This window comes from Vibrio sp. 10N, from assembly GCF_036245475.1.
Classification (GTDB): domain Bacteria; phylum Pseudomonadota; class Gammaproteobacteria; order Enterobacterales; family Vibrionaceae; genus Vibrio.
On record NZ_BTPM01000002.1, the window covers coordinates 1676780 to 1699081 of the forward strand.

Sequence of the window (22302 nt, forward strand, 5' to 3'; positions counted from 1 at the left end):
GACTACTTGAGAACAATACTCTTAGTCATACCATCTTCTGCGTGGCCTGGAATGTTACAGGCGAATTCAATCTCTTTTTCACCGTGGAAGTGCCAGTTGAGCTGTCCCGCTTTTCCTGGCTTGAGGTACAGCACATTGCCCATGCTGTGATGATCGTGGTCATCTGTTGGGTTTTCCATCATTTTACGGTGAGCGACCTGCTCGGCTGGTGAGCCGATCACAAACTCATGATCGTCTTTGCCTGTATTCATTACCACAAACTGAACCACATCGTTCGGTTCGATTTCGACATCACGTTTGAATGAGATGGTCATGTCATCTTTGAGAATGACGTGTACCACCTTGTCAGGTTTTGCGCCTGGGGCAGGCATGCCGACAGCAGACATACCTTTCATGTTCATCATGCCATGATCCATTTTGCTGTGGTCCATTTTACTGTGATCCATTTTGCTATGATCCATCGTGTCATGATTCATAGCTCCGTGATCCATTTTTGAATGATCCATGCCATCGGCGAAGCTTTGTGTGGCAATCAATGTCATGGTTAGTGCGATGAGCGTCTTTTTCATTTTGATGTCCTTTTGTGGTTTGCACCTGCCGTCTCTGTACTTTAAAGGGACTGTACTTTCAAGCGACAAGCAGGTGCGAGCTAGTTAGTGTTTGATTTCTTTAGATTTCCAAAGTTTGTAGATGGCAGGCAGTACCAGTAGCGTGAGCAACAGTGCCGAAGCCATACCACCTATCATTGGTGCTGCAATACGCTGCATCACCTCAGAGCCGGTTCCGGAGCCATACATGATGGGGATAAGGCCAATGATGACCGTCAATACGGTCATCATTACCGGTCGTACGCGAAGGCCTGCGCCTTCTTGTATTGCCTGAGTCAGCATGTCTGCGGTCAGTGGTGTACGGTCTCGCTCGGCAGAGAGCTTTCGTCCATGCCAAGCTTGATTGAGGTAGACCAACATGATGACGCCAATCTCAACCGCGACGCCCGCAAGCGCGATAAAGCCCACGCCAACTGCGATTGAGAAGTTGTAGCCAAGGTAGTGCATGAGCCATAGTCCACCGACCATCGCGAGTGGCAAGGTACCCATGATGACGAGTACCTCACCCACTCGGCGAAAGCTCAAATAGAGCAACAGCATGATGATGGCGAGCGTAATGGGGATCACGACACCAAGGCGCTGTTTGGCGCGCTCCATGTACTCGTATTGACCGGACCATGCCAGTGAATAGCCAGCGGGTAACACCAGCTTTTCCGCGACCACTTGCTGCGCTTCATTGACATAGGAGCCGAGATCGCGCTCAGCAATGTCGACGAATACCCAGCCGTTGGGGCGTGCATTTTCGGTCTTGATCATCGGTGGGCCATCTTCATAGCGAATATCTGCCACATCGGCGAGTGCGATGCGTGCACCGTTAGGAGTAACTAGGGGCAGGTTTTGCAGTTTTACCACTGAGTTACGATAGTCCTGTGGGTAGCGCACGTTAATTGGGTAACGTTCGAGACCTTCGACGGTTTCGCCCACATTCATGCCGCCAACGGCCGTCGAGATGACTTGTTGAACGTCACTGACATTTAGCCCGTAGCGCGCGGCTGCTAGACGTTTAATATCAATGGTGACGTAACGGCCACCTGCCACTCGCTCGGCATAGACCGAAACGGTACCCGTGATGTCATTGAGAATGGGCTCAAGGTTGGCACCAATCTCTTCAATCACACCAAGTTCAGGTCCTGCGATCTTAATCCCGATAGGGGTCTTGATACCGGTTGCGAGCATGTCGATTCGGGTTTTAATTGGCATCACCCAAGCGTTCGTCAGACCCGGGAACTGAACCAGATCATCAAACTCTTTGCGAAGCGACTCGGTTGTCACACCCTCGCGCCACTCATCTCTCGGCTTGAGCTGAATGGTGGTCTCAATCATGGTGAGAGGCGCAGGGTCGGTAGCCGTTTCGGCGCGGCCAATCTTACCCCACACGGTTTCAACCTCAGGTACGGTTTTGATGAGCTTGTTGGTTTGTTGCAACAGCTCGCGCGCTTTACCAATTGAAATGCCAGGATAGGTGGTCGGCATGTACATCAAGTCGCCTTCATCAAGCGGTGGAATAAACTCGCTACCCAGTTTAGACGTCGGGTAGTAAGCAGAACCTAGCAAACCCAATGCAATGATGATCATGGTTTTCGGGTAACGAAGGCTCAAGTTAAGCATTGGTCTGTAAAGACCAATCAGTGCTTTGTTGACCGGGTTTTTGTGCTCTGGGAGCACCTTGCCACGAATGAAGTAACCCATGAGTACAGGCACTAAGGTGATCGCTAGACCTGCTGCTGCCGCCATGGCGTAGGTTTTAGTGTAAGCCAGTGGCGAGAACATTTTGCCTTCTTGGCCTTCAAGGGCGAAAACGGGCACGAAGCTGAGCGTAATGATGAGCAGCGAGAAAAATAACGGTGCGCCGACTTCCTCTGCCGCTTTACTGATCACCTGCCAGCGATTTTGGTCGTTGAGCGGGGTTTTCTCTATGTGCTTGTGCACGTTCTCTATCATTACGATCGCCCCATCGACCATGGCGCCGATAGCGATGGCAATACCACCCAGTGACATGATGTTGGCGTTGATGCCTTGCCAATGCATGACGATGAATGCGCACAGAATCCCCACTGGCAAGCTGATGGCAATGACAATTGAGGAGCGGATGTGAAACAAAAACAGTGCACACACAATCGCGACCACGATGAACTCTTCGGCGAGTTTATTCCAAAGGTTGTCTACCGCGGCATTGATAAGCGTTGAGCGATCGTAGGTAGCGACAATTTCAACGCCTTCCGGCAAGCTACGCTGCAAGTCATCAAGCTTGGCTTTGACGTTATCGATCACTTCACTGGCGTTTTCACCAAAGCGCATCACAATCACACCGCCTACCGCTTCTCCTTCACCATTAAACTCTGAGATCCCGCGACGCATCTGTGGGCCAAGGTTAATGTCGGCAATGTCGCCAAGGAGCAGAGGTGTACCCTTACTTGTGACTTTAAGTGGCAGTGCTTGAATGTCTTCAATGCTGGTGAGGTAGCCTGTAGTACGAACCATGTGCTCCGCTTCTGCCACTTCAATCACCGAAGCACCGCTTTCCTGGTTACCGTTTTTGATCGCCGCGTTCACTTGTTGAAGCGTTAAATCATAAGCACGCAGCTTGGCAGGATCGATCTGCACCTGGTACTGCTTCACCATGCCGCCAACAGTGGCGACTTCAGATACGCCATCGACGGTTTGCAGCTCGTATTTTAAGAACCAGTCTTGCAGGCTGCGCAGCTCGGAAAGGTCGTGTTGTCCTGTGGTATCTTGCAGTACATAGCTGTATATCCAACCGACTCCCGTTGCATCAGGGCCGAGCGTTGGTTTGGCTTGCGAAGGCAGTTTTGGTGCCACTTGGCTGAGATACTCCAGTACCCGTGAACGTGCCCAATACATGTCGGTATCATCATTGAAGATGATGTAGACATAGGAGTCACCAAAGAACGAGTAACCGCGCACGGTTTCTGCGCCCGGTACCGCAAGCATGGCTGTGGTAAGTGGGTAAGTCACCTGATCTTCGACCACCTGAGGTGCCTGTCCCGGGTAGCTGGTTTTGATGATCACCTGCACGTCGGAGAGGTCAGGTATGGCGTCCACCGGGGTATTTTTGACGCTGTAAAGGCCGGCTAATGTCAAGAAGCAGCTTGCCACCAACACCAGAAATCGGTTGTTGATAGACCAGCGGATAATCGCTCCAATCATGGCTGCTCTCCTCCATGTTTGAGCTCAGACAAAATAAACTCACTGCCTTGTTTCTTAATCAAAAAGCGCGCGGTATCACCCTCTTCAAATCCAGTGAAATCAACGCTGCCATCTGTGGAGAAGTTCATCTCTCCCGACTGCCAGTTCCACTCCGGTACGTCACTGTGCTCAATAGTAATCATGCCAAAATCGGCCATTAGCATAGAGATGCTGCCATTGACCCAGATCTCGGTTGGCATAGGGTTCTCGCTAGGGTTGATTGCCGTGACGGTGTATTGACCATCTGGCGTTTTGGCCATTTCAAACTCGATCTGTTGACCCGCTGCAAGTTTATCCATCGCGACGTCTGGCTCGACGTTGAAATCCATCACCATGCCCGGCCAGTTCCATTCAGGTACCGGTTGATGATTAATGGTCAACATAGCGTGACCCGCCATCACATTGGTGATCTCGCCTTTTGCCCACACAGTTTCAGCCGGAGGCTCTACGCCATTGATACGCGACAAATCAGCGCTTTGGCTAGATTCTGAATCGAGCATGAATTGTGCTGATGTCACTACGATGTCTTCTATGGTTAATCCTTCCAGTACCTCAATACGATCACTGGCTTCTCGGCCAACACGAATGCGAGCGGAGCGATACTTGCCGTCACCTTCTGAAAGAACAACTCGGCTCATGCCACCTGAGCGAATAACCGCTGAGCGCGGGATCGTTAGAACAGCCTCATCGGTTTGTGGTTGCAGAGCGATATTGGCGAACATATTCGGTTTGAGCTGAAAATCCGGGTTGTCGAATTTGAGCCTAACGCGCAGGGTTCGAGTGGATGGGTCTAGGATCGGATAGACATAATCGACTTCACCTTGCCATTCTTTGCCTGGGATGGCATCCAACGTCATCACCGCGCTACTGCCGCTTTTGATCCATTCGGCTTGGCGTTCGAACACCTCGGCATCGACCCATACTTGGTCGATAGGCCCAGCACTGATCACCGATTGCGATGGGGACAAATACCCACCTTCTCGCACATTGAGCGTAGCGACAACACCATTACCTAGCGCTTTGATATCAATGGTTTGTGATGCTTTGCCTTGACGGACGATGTCGCGTATTTGCGCCTTGTCGACACCAAGGGTGATCAGGCGCTCGGTCGCCCCTTTGATAAGAGAGTTTCGCTTAGTTCGATAGGCATTGAGTAGCTCCTCTTGCGCCTTGACTAACTCAGGCGAGTAAAGCTTAAATAGCACATCACCTCTATTGACTCGTTCCCCCACGGCATTGATGTAAAGCTTTTCTACCCAACCTGCGACACGTACGTTGGTTTGCCAGAGACGGCTTTCATCAAAGGCGATGTAACCGACGGTAGCAATCCGTGGCGAGAGCTTTTGTTTCTCGACGGAGGCGGTTTTTACACCCAAATTGTTCTCCACAGCCGGGTCGATTTTGACGGTACCTGGTTTGTCATTCGCGCCATTAAGGTCATCGGCGTAGACTGGAATAAGATCCATACCCATTGGAGACTTACCTGGTTGGTCGCGCTTGTAATTGGGATCCATAGGTGCGACCCAGTAAAGCGGTTCATTGGCATCGCTACTGGTTCCAGTTTGTGACGACATGGCGTTCATCGAGTGTGTGCCGAAATACTGCGTTCCCACTATTCCGAGACCTGCACCAACGGCCAGCGCCAATAGGGCGACATTTCGTGTTTTCATTATTGTTTCCCTTAAATCTATGGTTGTTTTGTTGATGAAGGCTGAGAAATAACCGGTGTTTCTGCGTGGTATTCGAATCCACCAAGGAAATACGCCAAGTTGCTACTTACAATGTTGAGGTCTGTCTCCAACCGCAGAGCTTCAATCTCAATGGCTAGCTCATCACTGGAGGCGGTGATCACATCGCTAAACTGCGCAGTATTGTTTTCGTAACCTCGCTCTACAGCTCGAGTGCGCGCTTTGGCTTGTGGTAATAAGCTTTGCTGATAGCGCTCAAAGCGTTCGCTGAGGTTTTGTCTATCCATCATCAGCGCGTTAACCTTGGCATTCATTTGAGCCAATAACGCATCTTTGCTCGACTTCGATGCGACCACTTGGTACTGGGCGGCAGCATGGTTCTTGTCTTGTCGATTACCGGTGAATAAGGGAATGTCCATGGTGACGTAGGCACTTAGGAGATCGGGTGCAGGTGCGCCACGCATGTTGGGGGCTTGGCGATGGGCATACATGGCTTCAACACCAAATTGCGGCTTGTAGGCCTCTTCGGCGATGGAGACCTGAGTCTCATTGGCAGCAATTTGAATGTCGGCCATTTTCGCCATGGGGTGCTGGTTAAGTAAGTTGAAATATCCAGAGCCACTATGGCTAGTCAATTGCTGGTCAAGGCGTCCCCAATCTGTTGCGATATTGGCTTTAGGAGCGGAGCTTTGGTTTAGCCAACCTGAACCCAGCCATTCGGAGAGTTGAGATAGCAACCGACTTTGCATTTGCCTATTGGCGTGCAATTTGTCATCGAGCTGACTGACTTGTAGCTGACTACGAATCAAATCTTGTGACTCGCTGTTGCCAATGGCGTAGTTGGTTTGAATGAATCGCTCCATTTCTACCATCAGGGAACGCTTTTCTTTCAGTACGCGCTCTGAGTGCTGCTGAAAGCCAAGCTCAAGCCATAGCTGAGTAATGCTATTCGCAATATCTAGCTCACGGACTTTTACTTGAAGCTCAATACCATCCGCTTGCTGCTGGGCTTTCTTATTTTGCAGACCAAGCGTATCGCCGCGGCCAAACTGTTGCATCATACCGACCGAAATATTCGTCATTGGATCTTGGTCAAACCGAAAACTGTCTGTCGGTAAACCGCCGACTCCAACCTTGAGTACCGGATCTTTCAGCGTTGAGCTGGCAATACCAGTATCTCGCATCGCTCGAGATTGAGCGTGATACTGGGTACGATTGGCATCGTTGGCGATCGCCATGTTGATTAATGTATCGAGCGATAACGCCTGCACGCTCGCTTGAGATTGCTGTGGTGCTCCCGCGCTACTTGATGCTTGTGCAGCCGGTGCGAATAGAACGATCGCACTTACAGCCAGTGCAATCGGATGTTTGATTATTTTCACGATCATTTCCAAACTACGTGCCTGTATAACAGGCGCGATAAAACGTCCCCAACTAGGGTTGGGCATTAGCGTGTTTTGGAATGATTACGCCGAGGGCGGGCGCTCGAGGTGTTCGATTCTATGGATCGGTTGCGTGAATGGGTCGACAGATCGCTTGGAGAAGCGTGCGTGACCTTCGCTTGGAAGCATAACAAAGGGGGCAAACCCTAGGGTAGTGCCACACATCGTGGTGCAACAGGTGGTGTGGGAATCAGGCTCTGCACTGGCGCACTGACTGCTATCGGCGATGTCCGAAGCTACACTCGTGCTGTGATGTGCGTGATGGGAGGCTGTTTGGGTCATGCCACAATAGGGGGACGCATCAGTCATGCCGTTATGCATAGCCATCGCAGGCGCGCTGGTGACAAACGTTGATACAACGAGTGCAAGCAAGCTCACGAATGTGATCCACGATTTGTTGGCGATAATGGCGTGCATACAAAACCCAATTAACAAGATTCGTTAAAGATAAAGCTTACCCCTAGGGTAAGGTCAACAGCGAAATGTATTTCTTGTGCTGTTCGCTCAATAATGCCACAAAGTATAGCTCAGGTGAGTGCGGAGGTAGGTAGTTTTTATAGCAAGCGGCCTCGACATTGTGAACGCGTGTTCTAATCTATTGCAAGTACTGACGGACATATGAGGATGAAGGAATGCCACGATTTGTAATGGGATGTTTGGCTCTAGTGGCCTTTACGTCGTACGCAGGGTTAAACCCTAACGTGAGTGAGGAAACGCTCGCTTCTGCAAAGGCTTCAATGCAAAAACACTTGGAGCAAGAAGGGCTCACTATTGATGACGCAAAGTTATCTCTCGCCTACAAAGATGGTCGTAACAAGAGTACCGTCTATTTTGAAGTTGCAGAGCATAATGGCGGCGCAGAAATTTACAAGGTCGTCTGCTCTGATGAAAAATGCCACCTGCAGTACCGCTAACTCCCCCCTCCTCGCTAAGTGACCTTACTTTAATAGGCGAGAAATCAACGTTTCTCGTCTGAGCTCCAATATCTCTTCAATCAACTTTTCTTGCGCATTGATGCCAAAATGTTCAGCGTAGCGTTTTACCTTCTGAATTTGGCTCGGGTCGAGCTGATAGACTTCGCGTTTAAGCCTTGAGCGTGCCTCACTTTTTATCAAGCCTTGTGATTGCATCAGACGCACGATAGTGGCGTCCATCGGGTGTTTGTGTTGTTGCATAGCGTTTGATTAACTGACCGAATGAAGGTGGTTTCGTTTGAGTGTCGCGATGCAAGATAGTGACAAAGTGTGACAGCTTTATTGCAAAGTGTTGAATAAGAATTTTGGGTTTTTGAAAGGGGTTCTGAGTTGTTGTATCTCGTGGAGTTAAGGAGAGTTGAGTGACAAAACAGGATTCAAGCGAACTTTGTTCAATAATTGAACTTATTTCCTACTAATAATTAACTCATTATAAATTTGCATTTATTTTGTGAAATCTCCCGCATCTGATCATTATTATTGACCTATTGCCTGATAACCTGCCTTCAGGCTGCTAGCATATTTTTAGCTATTAAATAACGAAATGGTTTCTATTCGCTCTTTTTTAGCTCGTGAAACAGAAAGATATTCTCTCTAGAAAGGTAAAAATATGTTTAGGATGAACAAGGTCACGCTCTCTATAGCGTGCCTAGTGTTTAGCAGCCATGTGTTTGCTGCTGAACCTTATGATGCCACGCAGTCGTACTCTGGTGGTAGTCAAGTAACCGTGGATGGCACCTCCTACGAAGCTAAATGGTGGGTTGGGGCTGGTCAAAGTCCGACGGACACTTATGCAAATGAATGGGATTCTCCATGGAAAGTGGTCAGTGGTACCGAGCCTTCACCGGAGCCAGAGCCTTCACCAGAACCAACCCCTGATCCTTCTCCTGAACCAACTCCAGATCCAACGCCTAAGCCAACACCAGACCCTGGCACACCTCCTTCAAGTGGTGCGTGTGCTGACTTCAATGTTTACCCAGATTGGACGCAAGGCAACCACGCTACAGCTGGCGACATTATGGTCAACGAAAATGTAGCTTATAAGGCCAACTGGTGGACGTCTTCCATTCCGGGTAGCGATAGCAGCTGGGCGACGCATCTTGATTGTGGTGGAACCTCTTCAGAACCAGGCGCGAAACTTGCTCTGCCAAACCCTCTTGATCCGGTGAGATTGGAAGTAGCCGGGTGGCCAAGTCATTTGGTAGTAGCAAGTCCTGCTTCTCTTGATGCGCCAGCGAGTCAATATTTTGCAACCAGTAGCAGCCAAGATCTGGCTGACGTTTCTAAATTGACCAATACTTTTGCTGCGCTCATTCAAATGGCTGAAGCGGCGGGCAGCAGTTCGATTGTACTTACATCTGATGTGCTGGACATAGCGACGGCCGACAAAGGGCAAGCGCTTGGTGCTGTTGCGGTCAAACAAGCACTCACAGCGGCAGTGGCTTCAACCGCAAGCGCGATTGATGCGGGTGCCATTAATGCACTGACTGATGATGTTAATGGCTGGGCGCAGGCTCATAACCTTATTATTTCTACTTTAGCGCCTCAGGCGACCTTTGGCTGGACATTAACTATCGGTGACTTTGCTTACAATGCTCATTCCGGTAAGCGAGCTGTTTGGAATGCAGCCTCTTCATCTTCTGCAGATTTGCTATCAAGTTCTGCACTTTATGACGCTGGGTCGAATACCAAAGCTGATTTCATCGCCTTTACTAAATCGGCGGACACGCCTGCGCTAACTGATGAGCAGTGGTATTACGCTTTAGAATATGTGAAGCAAGTCTCTGATCACATCCGTACCCCAGCGCTATTAACCTCTATGCCAACATCGCAAACAGTCGATTACTTTATGGGGAACTTGTCCAAACAAGGTCAGCTTCGTAAGGCTGCACATAGCAATGTGTTTGCGATTTTGTTTGATAGTGAAACGGTAGAACTTACCAATAAGATTGAGCAGTACCAAACCGCTAAGTTGCCGCTGTACTATGTGGGAGAGAGCATCACCAACGGTCCTCTTACCCGTATCGCTGCACTTAACAGCGAGTTGGCAAGTGCGGAAAATGCAATGAACAATCAGGCGTTCTTGTATGAAGTCTCGCAGGGTAACTGGGCACCATCGACTGTGTATAAATGGGCGGACTTCCTTGCCGGTCTTAACTCTATGCACAACGTCGGTGTGGCGGGCAATACATTCTGGCTACTGGACGAGACGGCTGATGACGCGACCAATGCCAAATACGCTAAAGTTGCGATTGCAGCTTTCCTATCACAAAGTATGCAAGAGACCATTCGTTACAATGCCTGTGATGAAAACAACTGGTCAGAAGTCAGATACGGCGCTGCAGTTAACTACCCGATGACGGCAAGTTGTGGTCAGCTGGGACAGAAGTACGCCGATTATGGCATGGATTCGGTGACAGGTATTGATCATCCGTATTCATGTCCGCGCGATCCTAAAATGGAAGTGAGTGCACTGACCAATGCCAAGTGGTACGGCGCACCGGCTCCGATTTTTGCGGCGCCAGACTCTGTTCTTGCCGAGAAAGGCCTGCTGGTGAATGGTAATGTTGGTCGTTGGACTAACGACGGTCACTGTATGGAAGTCCCATCGACGGTGGATAGTTCACAGCAAGTGTGGGAGCGTGCTGACTGTAAAGTTTATGAAGGTCAAAAGGCTGGTAAGTTTATCTGGGATGGCAGCGATACGACTGGAACGGTTGAAGGCTGTGGCTGGTGGGGACGTGGTGTTATTCAAACCACTGGTCGTCAAAACTTTGGTACGCTTAACCACTTTATGGGACGTTCGCATGTTAATCCAGACACCATCGGAACCACGGTTAATGGTGTGGTTGTAGAAGCGCCTCCTGCTAATCCTCTTTATGCTGATTTGGATTTCTGTTCAAACCCAGGCTTAATTTGTAGCTCAGAAGAGAATCGCGAAATCAAATGGATTGCAGGTTTGTTCTACTGGGTCTCTTCGGTCCAAACTTACAATGATGAAGGTGGTCCGTACGCGGCTTGGAACTATCATACTGAGCTTAAGAAATACGTAGACGGTGGAATGCAAGGCACAGAGTTCATCGATGCGGTGTCAGGTATTGTTAACCGTGGCTGCCCTGATAGTAGTTGTCCGGTGAGTGGTAAGGTTCACGCGGTGAAAGAGCGTCAGGACAACTTTAAGCTGGTATTGCAAACGCTAGGGTTGAACCCGCAATAACAAGTATCTGATGTTTTAGTGATAGTAAAAAGGCTCCTTGATTTAGGAGCCTTTGTTTTGGATAGCAGCTATAGGTAGCGCTTTGCCAATATTATAACGTTGGCATTGGAAGCTCAGGTAGGCGAGATTCAATGGCCTTAGCAATGGCTAGAACCTCTTGGTCTTTCCATGGGCGACCAATAATCTGAATACCAATAGGCATACCTTCTTCGCTTAGCATGACTGGGATCGTTGCTACTGGCCAACCTGTCAGGTTGTAGGCTTGCATCATGGATGAGTCCGCAGTACCGTCGGCGGAACCGTGTTTAAAGGCGACGACAGGCGCAACAGGAGCTATCAACACATCTGCATGCTCGAAGACTTTGATCATAGAGTTACGCAGCTCAGCAAGACGTGCATTGGTACGCTGCGCATCCTCAATAGTGGCATCAGTACCTAACGACAACCAACCGGCGAGCTCTTCGCCCATTAAGTCCTTGCCGTGTTTATTCACGAACTCACGTAGGTGATGACTACCATCATACAAGAAGTGTTCAACTAGGATTTCACCACCAAACTGAACCTGCTCTGGCAGTTGATGAGATGTCGCACAGCCCGCTTGTTTGGCCGCGTCTACCGCGGTATCAACCGCTTGCTTAAAGATAGCTGGGACTTTCACCAGTCCGTCGTCGGTGTAGAAACCAACACGTAAGTCAGCGACATTTACAGTGTCACTTTTTGATAGCGGCGCATCGTATGCAAGTGGATCTTGCCAATCAGGACCCGCGAGTACGTTGAGTAGCAGTTCTAGGTCATCGACGCTGCGCGCCATTGGACCAACGTGATTAAACTGAGAGAATGCATCGCCGTAGCTTGGGATGTGACCCGTCGTTGGAATACGGCCGTGTGTTGGCTTAAGGGCACAGATGCCGCAGAAGTGAGCAGGAATTCGCACACTGCCACCAATGTCACTGCCTACATCAAAGGGGATCATTCGAGCCGCAATCGCAGCCGCAGCACCACCTGAACTGCCCCCCGGCGTTCTTGTTACATCGTATGGGTTGTTTGTGCGGCCGTAAACTGGGCTATTGCATTCATCAGACAGGGCTAGCTCCGGAGTGTTGCTTTTCCCAATCAGAATCGCACCGGCTTTTTTTAGCCTAGTGACAATAGTGGCATCTTCTGTCGGCAGGTTGTTTTTGAACATATTACTGCCGGCAGTGGTGATGACGCCTTTTGCCTCGAATAGGTCTTTGAGCGCATATGGCACACCGTGAAGTGGTCCCAGTATCTTACCTTGTTTGAAGGCAGCATCCGCAGCTCTAGCTTGTTCTAGCGCCTGCTCTTTTTGAACTTGGAATACCGCATTCAGTTTTGGGTTGTGCAGTTCAATCTGCGCTAAACACGCTAGAACAAGTTGCTCTGATGTGACTTCCTTTGAGCGTATTTTTTGGCTCATTTCAGTGGCGGTCAGTAAGTGAAGATTATCTAAGCTCATTGATGTTCCTTTCTGGCTAGAGGCGAAAGAGGTGGAGGGTAGGGTTACCGTGGATAACACCACAGCAGACTTAATAAAGTCTCGACGATTTAAAGCCATACGTACTCCAATTCATTTGATATTGATATTGATATGAGTATAGTGAATTGAAGTATGAGGCATAAGTATTATTCCGGTAACATACTGTAGTGACGTATTAGCCTTTAAGGACTAGCTCAGAATACCCGGTTTGTTCATCATATTTTCTTTCAAAATGGTGCTCTACATAGTGATGAATCATTAACTCAGCTGTCGTATCGACGATGCTTCCTTCGAGAAGATGCCCACCCAATACCTCTCCATGTTGGTTAGCCACCGAAATATGAATGTGTTGATGATCTGGGGTGAGTGTGCCCATTATCGAGACGATCTCTAATGGCTCCTCAAGTAGCAAGGTTCTCTCTGCACCTGCAAGGCGAAGGTGTACTTTCGATAGACAACCAACACAAGAAGCCATAGACCCAGCGGTTAAGTTGTGCTGGAGAATAAGTTCAGCAATGGCAAGTTTTAGATCTTGACCGCGAGTCAGTCGACTAGCAATAAGTGATATCGTCATGGTTAACGTTTTAGTGGCCTCTAAACAGACAAGACTGTAGCAATTCTTGGCGGTAAAAACACCACCAAACGTTGAACGTACAGATGCTAGCAATACCACTGTGTGTGTCATATGGGTCACAAAACGCACTCTTTTTAGAGTAAAGGTTCCAGTTCAGGTCTATGGTTACAGATCAGCATTCAAAGATGAGTAATAACATGTACCCTTTTTTAAGACTGGCCAAGACCATTTTTCAATCTAATAAGAAGCCAGCCATCAGTTATACCGAGCAAGATGAAATCGAATTTCGCTGTCATCCATGGGACATTGATATGTTCATGGAAATGAACAACGGTCGCATTCTTACCCTTTATGATTTGGGACGCACGGCGCTATCGGTCAAGTGTGGATTGATGCGTACTCTCAAACAAAACCGTTGGGGTTTAGTGGTCGCCGGAAGTTCGGTTCGCTATCGTAAGCGCGTGCGTATGTTCGACAAGATCACTATGAAAACCCAGTGTGTTGCTACTGATGACAAATGGTTCTATCTTGAGCAGTCGATGTGGGTAAAAGGACATCCTTGTTCTTCGGTTCTGATTCGCGCAGGTGTCACCTCGAAAAACGGCATTGTGCCTCCTTTACAAGTGATTGACGCTGCGGGTGAGAAGCCAATGACAAGTGATATTCCAATGTGGGTGCAAGAGTGGATAGATTCGGAGCAGCATCGTCCATGGCCGCCAACTGCGAACCAAAGCGCCGATGCTTCACCAGTTCAAGTGAGCGAGCAGTAAAGGCCAGTAGACTGGCCTTTTTTTAACTGGTTATGTGGCGTCTTTTTGGTTCTCGGGCAAGGCTTTCTGAAAGGCGTCGAGTTTACTAAGCCTGCCCGCTATTTCATCTATGTACGGGTAGGACGACATATCGACCCCAAAGCGCTGGGCGTTGTAAACCTGAGGCACCAAACAGACATCAACAAGACTCACTTCATTTCCAACACAATAGTCACCACGAACAGGTGCCAGCTTTTGCTCCAGAGCGCTAAAACCTGAGCTAATCCAATGTTGCATCCAGCGCACTTTATCTTGCTCATCGATATCAAATTGCTGTTGTAAGTGTTGAATCACTCTCAGGTTGTTGATTGGATGAATGTCGATTGCAATGTCCTGCGCCAGTGCTTTCACCAGATAACGCTGCTTACCCTCGCTCGGTGTCAATCGTTGTCCGGGATAACACTCATCCAAGTAATCGATGATGGTCAGCGATTGATTGAGTGTTATTTCACCATCAACTAGTAGTGGCACCAGTTCATTCGGGTTGAGTGCGGCGTACTCGGGCGAGTGTTGCTGTCCCCCATCTTTGATGAGGTTTATCGGTACGGATTGAAACGAAATACCTTTTAGGTTTAACGCTATCCGTACCCGAAAAGCCGCCGATGACCGCCAGTAGTCGTATAGAATCAAATCATGACCCTCAGTGCTTTTCGACCGTTTGCTCAATAGTGCCAAAGATGGATTGACCGTTATCGTCTAGCATTTCTATTTTGATGCTATCGCCAAAGCGCATAAACGATGTGGTTGGCTGACCATCGCGAATGGTCTCAATCATTCGCCTCTCTGCAATGCATGAGTAACCAACGCCGCCTTCTTCAATGGATGTGCCGTATTCGGTGCCTTGCTTGTTCGAGACTGTGCCGGAACCGACGATGCAGCCAGCCGACAGTGGTCTTGTTTTCGCTGCGTGGGCAACCAATTCGGCAAAATCGAATGTCATATCAACGCCCGCATTTGGGTGTCCGAATGGTTCGCGGTTGTAGTGTGAGATCAGTGGCAAGTGAACCTTACTGTCGTGCCATGCTTTGCCAAGCTCGTCGGGCGTGACGGCTACCGGAGAAAAGGCCGATGAAGGCTTAGATTGAAAGAACCCGAACCCCTTGGCGAGCTCCCCAGGAATCAGTCCACGTAGCGATACGTCATTGACGAGCATCAGAAGTCGAATCGCGCGGTGAGCTTGCTCTGTACTTGCCCCCATAGGGACGTCATCGGTAATGACAGCGATTTCTCCTTCAAAGTCGATGCCCCATTGCTCGCTTTCCATCACAATAGGCGCGTGCGGTGCTAAGAAGGTGTCTGAGCCGCCTTGGTACATCAGTGGATCGGTCCAAAAGCTCTCTGGCATTTCTGCTCCGCGTGCTTTACGAACCAACTCTACGTGATTGACATAAGCCGAGCCATCCGCCCATTGGTAAGCTCGTGGGAGAGGGGATTCGCATTGCGATTGCTCAAATGGTAGCGCTTGCAGTAAAATGCCTTGGTTAAGACCGAGGTAAACTTCTTCTAGCAGAGGCTCAAGTTGTTGCCAGTTATCTAGAGCGGCTTGCAGCGTTGGAGCAATCTCAGGGACGGCAATATATTGGCTGAGATCTCGACTGACGACAACCAACTGGCCATCGCGGGTGTTATTGTTAAGTGTTGCTAGTTTCATATCAATTCCCTGCTTTCCAGCTGTAGACGTATTCGCGGTTTTCCACCGCCTCGGCTTCGACGCTGTGTTCGAGCGCATTGCGCGTATCTATCATTACCGCGACTTCATCGGTAAAGGTTTTCTTAGCTTCTAGTCCGGCTTTGAACGCTTTAGGGTGAGGGCCGTGAGTGAACCCTGCGGGGTGGAACGTCATCATGCCGGCTTCGATGTTATCTCGACTGAAGAAGTCACCTGCGTGGTAAAACAGCACTTCATCGTAGTCATCATTGTTGTGGTAGAAAGGAACTTTCAGTGCACCGGGATCGCTCTCAATGGGCCTTGGTACAAAGGTACAGACGACAAATCCGTTACCGACAAACGTGGTATGCGCTGACGGTGGTAGGTGATAACGATGAGACATCAGCGGTCTGATATCTCGCCAGTTGAGCTTGAGTACCGATAAGTCGCCGTGCCAGCCAATCGCATCCAGCGGGTTAAACGGATAAGTAATGGTGTTGACTTTGTTGCCGCGTTTGAGTGAAACCGTGGTTTGCTCTTCACTGTATTGTGCTTTAAAACGCTCATTAATCGCAGGCGCTTCTAGTACTGCTGGGTCAAATACGGCGTGTTGGCCTACGATGCCTTTCTCTGGAAGCGCGTAGGCTGAGCCGGTGTTTTCAATCATTAAGATGAACATCGGTTCTTTAGGTTCTAGTCGCCAGTTGGTTGAGCGAGGGATCAGCACATAGTCGCCTTCTTCAACTTTAAGATGGCCATAGTCACAATAGAGATCAGCGCTGCCTTGGTGAATAAACAGCAGTTCATCACCGTCACCGTTGCGAGCAAGTCCTGACATCTTTTCTGCTAGCTTCCATACTCGTACTTTACATTCGCGATTTTCTAATATGCTCGGTGCCGACCAGGGCGACGATTGTTGAGCCGACTCAACATGGTTGAGGTTAAACGCACGTGGCTTGAGCTCACCTTCCCACTCAGACCAACCGGTTGGGGCATGCTGGTGGTGAAAGTGACTCGCAGGACCGAAGAATCCTTCTCGCCCAGCTTCTCGCTCATAAATCGCCTCGTCAGGAAAGTCGGCATGAGCCTGCTTCGAATAGGTTCCCTCTCGGTGAGGGAACGTTGGCCATTTACGCATTATCGGTTACCTCGTTTAATACGCCGCGGCGGATCTGATCTTCTTCAATTGATTCAAACAGCGCTTTAAAGTTGCCTTCCCCAAAGCCTTCGTTACCCTTGCGTTGAATAATTTCAAAGAACACTGGGCCAATAACGGTTTGAGTAAAGATTTGCAGCAAGATGCCATCTTTCATTGGCGCTCCATCGATAAGGATGCGCAGATCTTGTAAGCGAGCGATATTTTCGCCGTGTCCTTCAACACGAGCGTCGACTTTTTCATAGTAAGTGTCTGGTGTTGGCATAAAGTCCATGCCGCGATCGCGTAGCGTTTGCACCGTCTGATAGATATCGTCTGTAGTCAGTGCGATGTGCTGGATACCTTCGCCGTTATATTCTCGAATGAACTCTTCGATCTGCGATTTATCGTCAGACGATTCGTTGATAGGGATACGGATTTTGCCACAAGGTGCTGTCATTGCGCGGCTGACCAGTCCGGTGAGTTTGCCCTCGATGTCGAAGTAGCGAATCTCTCGGAAGTTGCCAATACGCTCATAAAAGCCAGACCAGACATCCATGTTGCCTTGTTTAACGTTGTGAGTCAGGTGGTCAAGTTCGTACAGACCCACGTCTTGCTCGGCTAGGCGCTTTTGTGCATCTGGATAGAACTTAAAATCCACATCGTAGATGCTGCTGCTTCCATAGCGGTCTACAAAGTAAAGCAGGCTTTCTCCGATGCCGTAAATGGCAGGAATGCTTAGCTCCATAGGACCGATCTCGGTGACATATTGCTCGCCACCATTTTCTAGAGCATGTGCCATCGCTTTCGCGGCATCCTCCACTCGAAACGCCATACCACAAACCGAAGGGCCGTGAATGCGCGCAAACTCTTCTGCTTGGCTGTGTGGCTGTGCGTTGACGATAAAGTTGATGTCTCCTTGACGATATAACCAAGCTTCTTTTGAGCGGTGCTTAGCGATCTCAGCAAACCCTAATGAGTCAAAGAGGCGTTTTAGATCGTTAATACCGTCGTCAGTCGCTGCTGTGTATTCAACGAATTCAAAGCCATCGGTTCCAAGAGGGTTGAAGTTGATAGTCATGGTCATTTCCTTTTGATAGTCAAACGGTCTCCTTCGTTGGAAGACCTTGTTGTAGGGTGTTGACTTAAATTTGAGCAAAGTTGAAGGAAAAGGGAATAGGGTCAATGCGTTAGACAAAAACACAGTTGGCGAATTTTCTGTGTAACAAATTTGCTACAAGTGAATTAGTGTATTCGTGGATGGGTATTTTTGTTGGTTAAGATATTGAAATATTTGAGATGTTTAATAACCAGAGAAGAGAGACGTGGAATAGATAAGTGTAAATGAAATGTTAAAAAGGTAAAGCTTGTTGTACACCTAATCTGATAAGAGGGAACCTTATAAAACTAGACGCAAGCGCGAAGGAACAAAAAGTGGAGCCGTTTGTTTGGCTCCACTCTTTTCGTGCTGTTTGAGTATTTACGCTAATTTAAGCGTTTCACTGCTCATGCGATTCATATAGCTGTTTACCGCAAACACCAATCCAGCGACGGCAATCGCCCATAACCAGATAGGTAGCACACCTGTCGATATCGCATAACCAATGGCTGTCGCCGTGATCACGCCAATGAAACCAGGGATCAGGAAGCTGTGGTTAAGGATGTACTTACCAATCTTAGTGGTACCAGAGCGGTCAAAAGTAATCGCTGCCAGATCCGATGGGTAGAATGGGAAGAAGTAATATGCGTAACAAGCTGGAAGTACACCAATCAGGACTTCTGCAGGAATGCCTAGTGCAAAGCCGAGAGGTAGCATGATGGTCAGCACAGCTGCTTGGCTCTTAAGGAACACAGAAGAAACGTACATAGCAATCGCGAAGGTCCAAGGGTGCGATTTCACGACGTCTTCAACTAAGCTGATAATGTAAGGCTTGTTGTAAGCAATAATGGTGTCACTCATCCAGGCAATACCAAAGATGATGATGACCGCACTCATACCAGCGATGAACACGTTGGTGTTGACGATTTTTTTAGGGTCAACATTGGTGGTTAGTAAGATGATAGCGCCGACAGAGAGCATCAAGAACTGCAAAGCGGTCGATGTTTTTACGCCATCAGGCAGTAGACCCAGATCTTTACCAAACATAGCAACGCAAATGACAGTCAAAATACCGAGTAAAAATACAGTTAGGCCGCGTTTGGCGGTTTGACTCTCTTTGATGCCAGCATCACCTGTGCTTGCTTCACTGGTGTCGATAAGCTGCGCTTTGAACTGTGGGTCTTTCATGCGCTCCAGAAACTCTGGATCGTCATTCAAATCTTTACCACGCTTTAAGCTCCAAGTCGCAGCAATCAATACGCCCGTTAATGTCGCAGGAATAGTCACCATTAACACTTGACCCAAAGAGATGTCTAGGTGGTTGGTCGCAGCCGTTGCCATAACTACCGCCGCTGCCGCTGCAATAGGGCTAGCTGTGATGCCCATTTGAGAGGCGACGGTCGCAATAGCCATTGGGCGTTCTGGACGAATACCACGCTTAATACTGACGTCATAAATAACAGGAAGAAGTGGATACACTGAGTGACCCGTTCCGACCATTACCGTCAGTGAATAAGTACACAAAGGACCAAGGAAGACGACTTTAGATGGGTGCTTACGAAGCAATTTTTCTGCGTATTGGACGAGTAATTTTAGACCGCCTGTTGCTTCAAGCGTTGCAGACGCCGCAACAACCGCAAGAATGATGAGCATAACGCCAATAGGGGGCGTACCGGGAGCAATGCCAAAGAAGAAACTAAGAATGGAAACGCCTAAGCCACCAAGTAGACCAAACGCAATTCCACCATAACGAATACCGACAAAAATGACTGCCAGAAGCAGCAGCATGTGAACATAAAACATAACAACTCCTTTTAATAGCGACAGAGTTATTATTCGCCCGTATGCAGTCCGAAATACTGATCTAGATGCGGAAAATCTTGTAAATTCGGATGGGTGTGTAAAATTGTACACAGGGTCACATTGTTGCGAGTGAGATCAATATGTGACTGAAATGAAACAAAAAAGCGGAGCATTTCTGCTCCGCTTTGTACTTTAGGCTACGCTGTCTTTATCGGTATCTTCGGCGCCAATAAAGCCGCCAGTTTGGTGTGCCCAGAGTTGAGCATAGACTCCGCCGTGAGCAACCAACTCTTTGTGGCTGCCTTGCTCGATGACTTCGCCTTTGTCGAGAACAATCAGGCGATCCATGGCGGCAATGGTTGATAGTCGGTGCGCGATCGCAATAACGGTTTTACCTTCCATCAGCTCATTTAAGCTCTCTTGAATCGCTGCCTCTACTTCTGAATCCAGCGCTGATGTCGCTTCATCAAGGATCAGAATCGGGGCGTTTTTCAACAGCACTCGTGAGATGGCAATACGCTGTCGTTGTCCACCAGAGAGCTTGACACCACGCTCACCAACTTGTGCATCGTAGCCCTCATTACCGAACGGGTCGGTCAAGGTTTCGATAAACTCATGAGCATGAGCCTGCTTGGTTGCAGCAAGTAGCTCTTCTTCAGTGGCATCGGGTTTACCATAGAGGATGTTGTCACGAATCGAGCGATGCAGCAGAGAGGTATCCTGTGTCACCATTCCGATTTTGCTGCGCAGTGAGTCTTGAGTGACTTTCGAGATGGATTGACCATCAATACGAATGTTGCCGCCCTCAACATCGTGAAAACGTAGCAATAGATTCACCAGTGTTGATTTACCTGCTCCTGAACGTCCCACTAAGCCGACTTTCTCGCCTGGTTTGATGTTGAGGTTCAAGTTACTGATTACCCCTTTGTTTTCACCATAGTGGAAGCTCACATCATCAAAGTCGATGCCGCCTTTATCGACGACGATTGGCTTGGCGTCTTTTTCATCTTTGATATCAATAGGCTTAGACAGGGTTTTCATACCATCAACTACGGTACCCATGTTTTCAAACAGGGCGCCGACTTCCCACATGATCCACATCGACATACCGTTGATACGTAGCGCAAGGCCAATGGCAATCGCGATAGCACCGACCGTGATCGCCCCATCCATCCATAAGTAAATAGAGATAGAAGTGACGGTAAACAGCAACACATAGTTGGTAAATTCAACCGCGACATCAAAACCTGTTACCAAGCGCATTTGACGATACACCGTATCCAAGAACCCTTTCATGCCTTTTTCCGCATACTCGGTTTCACGATCGGTATGGGAGAAAAGCTTTACTGTAGAGATATTGGTGTAGCTATCCACAATACGTCCGGTCATCATAGAGCGTGCATCTGCTTGCTCAGTTGCGACTTTCTTTAGTTTTGGCACGAAGTAAATCTGTATACAGACGTAGGCAACAAGCCAAACCAGCATTGGCATCATCAAGCGCCAGTCTGCTGCCGCTAGCATCACCAAAATGGAGGTGAAGTAAACAGAGACATACACGAATACATCTGCGGTTTTCATCACAGTTTCGCGCACCGCAAGAGAGGTTTGCATCACCTTGGTCGCGATACGCCCAGCAAAATCATCTTGATAAAAAGAGAGACTCTGCTTGAGCAAATAGCGGTGTGCCTGCCAACGGATAGCCATTGGGTAGTTGCCGAGCAGTGTTTGGTGCACGAGTAGCGATGCTATCAACAATATCGTTGGCAACACCACCAGAACACAAAAACCGACCCAAAACAGGGTATGACCGTTTTCCGATAAAAAGGTTTGGGGATCGCTGGCGGTTAGCCAGTCGACGATTTGTCCCATAAATCCGAACAGCATCACCTCTGCGATAGCGATGACGGTCGAAAATAGTGACATTAAAATGATCGGCTTCTCAAAGCCGCGAGTGTAGTAGCGACAGAAAGCGAGTATGCCCTCTGGCGGCTTCTCCGGATCTTGCTTTGGAAAAGCTTCTGTAAATTTTTCAAAGCGTTTATACATGGTTCACCTAACAACGTTGGAAAGACTCTTTGTAATCCATTGACTGCATATTTGGTCGTGTTTCAAAGAGTCAAAAAATCCTCCTATCCAAAGATAAGAGTAGATGTTCACAAGTAACGGTTGTCGAGCTGATTTGCAACTGCGCGGAAGATACTTGCGAGTCAGAGTTATGATTTTGATTTTACATGGCGAATGTTCCGTTTCGCGGGATAGAACACGTGAAAGAGATCTGATGAATCAGATTCAGTAAGTGTATAGCTTTTAACCAACGCTCACAACTGCTGCCATAGATAAGCCCGTGATTTTATTGAACTGTCGGAATAATAATCCACAAAATGGTGCAGTTTTTTCATTGTTGCGTGGTTTTTGTGCAGGAAATATTCCTGAATTAATGTCATCAATCAGTCAATGTTCCGGTTTAGTCTGTGATTAAATCTTGCATTCAGTAAATTAATATTTAACACACTATTTACAATTTAAGAATCTAAGTAAGACAACAAGCAAAACAACAATACGTTGCTAACAGCGACGACTTTAAAGCGATAACTAGTGAA

General features: G+C 48.5%; 16 protein-coding genes. 3 read left to right on the top strand and 13 right to left on the bottom strand.

Going from position 1 to position 22302, the window contains the following annotated elements; translation table 11 throughout:
* Positions 1-2: 2 nt before the first annotated feature.
* From copI to AAA946_RS23405, 4 genes are all read right to left on the bottom strand, one after another.
* Positions 3-569, bottom strand: coding sequence for a copper-resistant cuproprotein CopI (gene copI / locus AAA946_RS23390; RefSeq protein ID WP_338167134.1), 567 nt, complete (start codon positions 567-569; stop codon positions 3-5).
* An 84-nt stretch (positions 570-653) separates the two neighbouring features.
* Positions 654-3776: an efflux RND transporter permease subunit gene (locus AAA946_RS23395; protein ID WP_338167135.1), complete on the bottom strand. Its 3123-nt coding sequence runs from the start codon at positions 3774-3776 to the stop codon at positions 654-656.
* Positions 3773-5485, bottom strand: coding sequence for an efflux RND transporter periplasmic adaptor subunit (locus AAA946_RS23400; protein ID WP_338167136.1), 1713 nt, complete (start codon positions 5483-5485; stop codon positions 3773-3775). The genes AAA946_RS23395 and AAA946_RS23400 overlap by 4 nt, the downstream gene beginning before the upstream one ends.
* Before the next feature lie 17 nt (positions 5486-5502).
* Complete coding sequence (locus AAA946_RS23405; protein ID WP_445206136.1) at positions 5503-6843, bottom strand: TolC family protein; 1341 nt, start codon at positions 6841-6843, stop codon at positions 5503-5505.
* A gap of 734 nt (positions 6844-7577) precedes the next feature.
* On the opposite strand from AAA946_RS23405, the gene AAA946_RS23410 reads away from it, so the two are divergent.
* On the top strand, positions 7578-7859 hold the full coding sequence (locus AAA946_RS23410; RefSeq protein ID WP_338167138.1) for a hypothetical protein: 282 nt from the start codon (positions 7578-7580) through the stop codon (positions 7857-7859).
* 24 nt (positions 7860-7883) lie between these two features.
* Here AAA946_RS23410 and AAA946_RS23415 read toward each other — a convergent pair whose 3' ends face one another.
* Positions 7884-8120, bottom strand: coding sequence for a hypothetical protein (locus AAA946_RS23415; RefSeq protein ID WP_338167139.1), 237 nt, complete (start codon positions 8118-8120; stop codon positions 7884-7886).
* A gap of 409 nt (positions 8121-8529) precedes the next feature.
* Here AAA946_RS23415 and AAA946_RS23420 point away from each other — a divergent pair, with 409 nt between their 5' ends.
* The gene (locus tag AAA946_RS23420) at positions 8530-11136 is read left to right on the top strand and encodes a cellulose-binding domain-containing protein (protein ID WP_338167140.1); all 2607 of its coding nucleotides are present in this window, start codon (positions 8530-8532) and stop codon (positions 11134-11136) included.
* A gap of 91 nt (positions 11137-11227) precedes the next feature.
* Here the strand turns inward: AAA946_RS23420 and AAA946_RS23425 are convergent, their stop codons facing one another.
* Both AAA946_RS23425 and AAA946_RS23430 read right to left on the bottom strand, forming a co-directional pair.
* Positions 11228-12712 carry an amidase gene (locus AAA946_RS23425; RefSeq protein ID WP_338167141.1) on the bottom strand — a complete coding sequence of 495 codons (1485 nt, stop codon included), beginning with the start codon at positions 12710-12712 and terminating at the stop codon, positions 11228-11230.
* A 97-nt stretch (positions 12713-12809) separates the two neighbouring features.
* The gene (locus tag AAA946_RS23430) at positions 12810-13208 is read right to left on the bottom strand and encodes a PPC domain-containing DNA-binding protein (protein WP_338167233.1); all 399 of its coding nucleotides are present in this window, start codon (positions 13206-13208) and stop codon (positions 12810-12812) included.
* A 197-nt stretch (positions 13209-13405) separates the two neighbouring features.
* Here AAA946_RS23430 and AAA946_RS23435 point away from each other — a divergent pair, with 197 nt between their 5' ends.
* Positions 13406-13978: an acyl-CoA thioesterase gene (locus AAA946_RS23435; protein WP_338167142.1), complete on the top strand. Its 573-nt coding sequence runs from the start codon at positions 13406-13408 to the stop codon at positions 13976-13978.
* 30 nt (positions 13979-14008) lie between these two features.
* On the opposite strand, the gene maiA is transcribed toward AAA946_RS23435, so the two are convergent.
* The 6 genes from maiA to AAA946_RS23465 all read right to left on the bottom strand — a co-directional run bounded on the left by maiA (position 14009) and on the right by AAA946_RS23465 (position 21748).
* Positions 14009-14647 carry a maleylacetoacetate isomerase gene (gene maiA / locus AAA946_RS23440; RefSeq protein ID WP_338167143.1) on the bottom strand — a complete coding sequence of 213 codons (639 nt, stop codon included), beginning with the start codon at positions 14645-14647 and terminating at the stop codon, positions 14009-14011.
* A gap of 10 nt (positions 14648-14657) precedes the next feature.
* Complete coding sequence (locus AAA946_RS23445) at positions 14658-15668, bottom strand: fumarylacetoacetate hydrolase family protein (protein WP_338167144.1); 1011 nt, start codon at positions 15666-15668, stop codon at positions 14658-14660.
* Between the two features lies 1 nt (position 15669).
* Entirely contained in the window at positions 15670-16803 is a 1134-nt protein-coding gene (locus tag AAA946_RS23450) for a homogentisate 1,2-dioxygenase (protein WP_338167145.1), read from the bottom strand.
* Complete coding sequence (gene hppD / locus AAA946_RS23455) at positions 16796-17881, bottom strand: 4-hydroxyphenylpyruvate dioxygenase (RefSeq protein ID WP_338167146.1); 1086 nt, start codon at positions 17879-17881, stop codon at positions 16796-16798. Before hppD ends, AAA946_RS23450 begins: the two co-directional genes overlap by 8 nt.
* Positions 17882-18280: 399 nt before the next feature.
* Positions 18281-19702 (bottom strand): anaerobic C4-dicarboxylate transporter, encoded by a 1422-nt coding sequence (locus AAA946_RS23460; protein WP_338167147.1) that lies wholly within the window; start codon positions 19700-19702, stop codon positions 18281-18283.
* A 192-nt stretch (positions 19703-19894) separates the two neighbouring features.
* Positions 19895-21748, bottom strand: a complete 1854-nt coding sequence (locus AAA946_RS23465) for an ABC transporter ATP-binding protein (protein ID WP_338167148.1) — start codon at positions 21746-21748, stop codon at positions 19895-19897.
* Between the last annotated feature and the right edge of the window lie 554 nt (positions 21749-22302).

Excerpts from the sequence above, each read along its gene's own strand:
- copI (WP_338167134.1), bottom strand. The coding sequence starts at position 569 with ATGAAAAAGACGCTCATCGCACTAACCATGACATTGATTGCCACACAA.
- AAA946_RS23395 (WP_338167135.1), bottom strand. The coding sequence starts at position 3,776 with ATGATTGGAGCGATTATCCGCTGGTCTATCAACAACCGATTTCTGGTG.
- AAA946_RS23400 (WP_338167136.1), bottom strand. The coding sequence starts at position 5,485 with ATGAAAACACGAAATGTCGCCCTATTGGCGCTGGCCGTTGGTGCAGGT.
- AAA946_RS23410 (WP_338167138.1), top strand. The coding sequence starts at position 7,578 with ATGCCACGATTTGTAATGGGATGTTTGGCTCTAGTGGCCTTTACGTCG.
- AAA946_RS23415 (WP_338167139.1), bottom strand. The coding sequence starts at position 8,120 with ATGCAACAACACAAACACCCGATGGACGCCACTATCGTGCGTCTGATG.
- AAA946_RS23420 (WP_338167140.1), top strand. The coding sequence starts at position 8,530 with ATGTTTAGGATGAACAAGGTCACGCTCTCTATAGCGTGCCTAGTGTTT.
- AAA946_RS23425 (WP_338167141.1), bottom strand. The coding sequence starts at position 12,712 with ATGGCTTTAAATCGTCGAGACTTTATTAAGTCTGCTGTGGTGTTATCC.
- AAA946_RS23430 (WP_338167233.1), bottom strand. The coding sequence starts at position 13,208 with ATGACGATATCACTTATTGCTAGTCGACTGACTCGCGGTCAAGATCTA.
- AAA946_RS23435 (WP_338167142.1), top strand. The coding sequence starts at position 13,406 with ATGTACCCTTTTTTAAGACTGGCCAAGACCATTTTTCAATCTAATAAG.
- AAA946_RS23445 (WP_338167144.1), bottom strand. The coding sequence starts at position 15,668 with ATGAAACTAGCAACACTTAACAATAACACCCGCGATGGCCAGTTGGTT.
- AAA946_RS23450 (WP_338167145.1), bottom strand. The coding sequence starts at position 16,803 with ATGCGTAAATGGCCAACGTTCCCTCACCGAGAGGGAACCTATTCGAAG.
- hppD (WP_338167146.1), bottom strand. The coding sequence starts at position 17,881 with ATGACTATCAACTTCAACCCTCTTGGAACCGATGGCTTTGAATTCGTT.
- AAA946_RS23460 (WP_338167147.1), bottom strand. The coding sequence starts at position 19,702 with ATGTTTTATGTTCACATGCTGCTGCTTCTGGCAGTCATTTTTGTCGGT.
- AAA946_RS23465 (WP_338167148.1), bottom strand. The coding sequence starts at position 21,748 with ATGTATAAACGCTTTGAAAAATTTACAGAAGCTTTTCCAAAGCAAGAT.